Origin of the sequence: uncultured Megasphaera sp. (assembly GCF_958350005.1) — a bacterium.
Classification (GTDB): domain Bacteria; phylum Bacillota; class Negativicutes; order Veillonellales; family Megasphaeraceae; genus Megasphaera.
Window position 1 is genome coordinate 1 of record NZ_CATWFF010000202.1, and the last position, 3547, is coordinate 3547.

The 3547-nt window shown below is 50.7% G+C and carries 4 protein-coding genes; 2 read left to right on the top strand and 2 right to left on the bottom strand.

Features of this window, described 5'->3' with window-relative positions:
• Window positions 1-144 precede the first annotated feature (144 nt).
• Window positions 145-393, top strand: a complete 249-nt coding sequence (locus tag Q3886_RS09475; RefSeq protein WP_301861198.1) for a helix-turn-helix domain-containing protein — start codon at window positions 145-147, stop codon at window positions 391-393.
• Between the two features lie 63 nt (window positions 394-456).
• Here Q3886_RS09475 and ychF read toward each other — a convergent pair whose 3' ends face one another.
• Window positions 457-1563: a redox-regulated ATPase YchF gene (gene ychF, locus Q3886_RS09480; protein ID WP_301861199.1), complete on the bottom strand. Its 1107-nt coding sequence runs from the start codon at window positions 1561-1563 to the stop codon at window positions 457-459.
• Window positions 1564-1582: 19 nt separating this feature from the next.
• Window positions 1583-2824, bottom strand: coding sequence for an LL-diaminopimelate aminotransferase (locus Q3886_RS09485; RefSeq protein ID WP_301861200.1), 1242 nt, complete (start codon window positions 2822-2824; stop codon window positions 1583-1585).
• A gap of 230 nt (window positions 2825-3054) precedes the next feature.
• On the opposite strand from Q3886_RS09485, the gene Q3886_RS09490 reads away from it, so the two are divergent.
• Window positions 3055-3534: a flavodoxin gene (locus Q3886_RS09490; RefSeq protein WP_301861202.1), complete on the top strand. Its 480-nt coding sequence runs from the start codon at window positions 3055-3057 to the stop codon at window positions 3532-3534.
• Window positions 3535-3547 lie beyond the last annotated feature (13 nt).

Here is a 3547-nt window from a genome sequence, read left to right on the forward strand (position 1 = left end):
CTTTTTTTCACCATTTCCATATTGTAATGGGCAGAAGAAGTTAGCAAAAAAATATTGATAGAAAGATATAAATATATTATAGTTATAGCAGGGGAATTTCGGGGACTATCATTATTGCATTATCTGTTGGAATTGGGTGATAAGATGAAATACTACAGTCGTTTAAAATCACTTCGTCAGGAAGCCAAAATGTCACAGGCTGATGTGGCGAAAGTGCTGAACTGTTCGCAAGTGGGGTACGGCATGTATGAGCTGGGAAAACGAAAGATTTCCGTTGAAAAAATGATGGTACTGGCCCGCCTGTACCATGTGTCTCTGGATTACATGGTCGGCCTGACTGATGAACGGCAGGGTCAGGTCGTCTGGGACGACGCCGGTCAGGAAGAGTTTTAATCCCATAGAAAAAGGACGGCAGGTGCATGGCATCTGTCGTCCTTTTTAGATATGTCTGGTAATTTATACGTTGAAACGGAAATAGGTAACGTCGCCGTCCTGCATGACATAGTCCTTGCCTTCCAGGCGGACCAGCCCTTTTTCCTTGGCAGCCTGTTCGCTGCCGCAGGCGATGAGGTCGTCATACGAAACGATTTCAGCGCGAATAAAGCCCCGTTCAATATCGGTGTGAATCTTCCCGGCTGCTTTCGGTGCCTTCGTGCCTTTGACAATCGTCCAGGCCCGTACTTCATCTGCACCGGCGGTGAAGAAGTTGATCAGTCCCAGCAGGGAATAGCTGGCCTTAATCAGTTTGTCCAGACCCGATTCAGGCAGGCCCAGATCGCTCAGGAATGCAGCTGCTTCGTCGTCAGGGAGTTCGGCAATTTCCGCTTCAATTTTGGCGGAAACGGCAACGACCTGTGCCCCTTCTTTGGCGGCAAATTCCTTGACTCGCTGAACATGCGGATTATCATCAGGATTTCCTGCTTCGTCTTCGCTGACGTTGGCAATATAAATAATCGGCTTTAACGTCAGCAGGTTCAGTTCCTTGACGTACGGCAGGTCGTCTTCTGTCAGGCCTGCTTTGCGCGCCGGTTCGCCGTCTTCCAGGGCATCCAGCACTTTGCGGACAACGGCATATTCCGCTTTGGCTGCCTTGTCGCCGCACTGGGCTACCTTGGCAATGCGATCAGCCCGTTTCTGTGCCGTTTCCAGATCGGCCAGGCACAGTTCCGTGTTGATGACGTCAATATCCCGGATCGGGTCGACAGATCCGGCTACGTGGGTAATATTGCTGTCTTCAAAGCAGCGGACTACTTCTGCAATGGCATCGGTTTCGCGAATGTGGCTGAGAAATTTATTGCCCAGCCCTTCGCCTTTGGATGCGCCGGCAACCAGTCCGGCAATATCGACGAACCGCATGACGGCGGGAATCGTCTTTTTCGGCTTGTACATGTCGGTCAGGACCTGAATGCGCTGATCCGGTACTTCTACGACGCCGATGTTCGGTTCAATCGTGCAGAACGGATAATTTGCCGCTTCCGCGCCGGCTTTGGTAATGGCGTTGAACAACGTGCTTTTGCCGACGTTTGGCAGGCCGACGATACCGACTTCCAAATTGGTACTCAATGGTCAAACCACCTTTTTATTATTTGAATAAATGTAAATCTGCAATGCGCTGTACAGCTTCGATGGTGTTTTCTTTCGTGCCGAAAGCCGTAAGACGCAGGTATCCTTCGCCGTGAGGACCGAAGCCGGAGCCCGGTGTCGTAACGACGTGTGCTTTTTCCAGCAGGAGATCGAAGAAATCCCAGCTCTTCATGCCGTTTGGCGTCTGTACCCAGGCATAAGGCGAGTTCGTAGCGCCATAGACGGTAAAGCCGGCTTTGGTCAGGCCGTCGCGGATAATATGGGCATTTTCCATGTAGTAGTCTACGTCAGCCAGGCACTGTTTCTGTCCTTCTGGGCTGTAGTATGCTTCGGCTGCCCGCTGAATGACATAGGCTGTGCCGTTGAAGAACGTGCACTGACGGCGGTTCCAGAGGGGATTCAGTTCTACCGGCGTGCCATCGGTTTTATAAGCCACGCAGGCTTTTGGTACGATGACATAGGAGCAGCGAGTGCCCGTAAAGCCGGCGCACTTGGAGTACGAACGCAGTTCGATAGCCACTTCCTTGGCTCCTTCGATTTCAAAAATGCTGTGCGGTACGCCTTCTTCGGTGATGTACGTTTCGTATGCCGAGTCGTAAATGATGATGAAATTCTGTTCCTTAGCCGCTTTGACCCAGGCTTTCAGTTCGTCTGCTGACATAGCCGTGCCCGTCGGGTTGGAAGGGTTGCAGAGATAGACAATGTCGACTTTTTCTGTCGGCGGCTGCGCTTTGAAGCCGTTTTCTGCCGTGCAGGGGAGATATACGACGCCGTCGTATATGCCTTTTTCTGCATTCCAGTTGCCTGTGTGGCCGGTCATAACGTTGGAATCCAGGTAGACCGGATATACCGGATCAGCTACGGCAAATTTCAGGTCGCTGCTGAAGATTTCCTGAATGCAGGCAACGTCCGTTTTAGCGCCGTCACCGACGAATACTTCATCTGCATCGAGATGAATGCCGTGCGGTTCGTAATCCCCTTTAATAATGGCTTCCCGCAGGAAATCATAGCCCTGTTCCGGGCCGTAGCCGCGGAACGTTTCAGCTTTGCCCATTTCGTCGACAGCCTTGTGCATTGCTTCGATAATGGCCGGTGCCAGGGGACGGGTAACGTCGCCGATGCCCAGGCGAATGACTTTAGCTTCCGGGTGTGCTTTGGAGAAAGCTTCTACTTTTTTGGCAATCGTTGCAAACAAGTAGTTGCCAGGGAGTTTTAAATAATTTTCATTTACATGAGCCATGTATGTTAGTCCTCCTCATATGACAAGATTAATTATGAACATAATCTATTTTACTACAATACAGAAACGTTGAAAAGATATGCAAATTGCTCTGCCTTATGATAAAATAAAATTGCCCCCATTCGCAGGGATGATTACAGCGGCGGCATTGTATGTTGAGGAAAAGGACGGGAAAGTTTATGAAGAACGTCAGGAAACCATGTTTAATTGCATTTTTTTCACATGCCGGCATGAATTATGTCAGTGGTAAGATGGTGTATTTGCCCATTGGCAATACCGAACGGGCAGCAGGCATGATCTGCCATCATACAGAGGGACATTTGTTCCGTATCCTTCGCAGGACGGCCTATCCTGCTGCTTATGACGACGTCGTTGTCGAGGCGAAAAAAGAGCTGCAGTCTAATGCCCGGCCGCCATTGGAAAACGTTCTGCCCGGCATTGATGAATACGATGTCATCTATCTGGGCTATCCCAACTGGTGCGGCACCATGCCCATGCCGGTCTGGACCTTTCTGGAAACCTATGATTTCACAGGCAAACACATCCGGCCCTTCTGCACCCATGAAGGCAGTGGCTGGGGACGCAGTCTGGAAGATTTGAAAAAACTGTGCCCTACGGCGACGATTGAACCGGGCCTGACCCTGTTCGGCACGACCATTCAGGACGCTGACGATGACGTGCGCCGCTGGCTGGACTCGCTGGAATCGTAGCGTGTCAGGAAGA

Excerpts from the sequence above, each read along its gene's own strand:
- Q3886_RS09475 (WP_301861198.1), top strand. The coding sequence starts at position 145 with ATGAAATACTACAGTCGTTTAAAATCACTTCGTCAGGAAGCCAAAATG.
- Q3886_RS09490 (WP_301861202.1), top strand. The coding sequence starts at position 3,055 with ATGAATTATGTCAGTGGTAAGATGGTGTATTTGCCCATTGGCAATACC.
- Q3886_RS09485 (WP_301861200.1), bottom strand. The coding sequence starts at position 2,824 with ATGGCTCATGTAAATGAAAATTATTTAAAACTCCCTGGCAACTACTTG.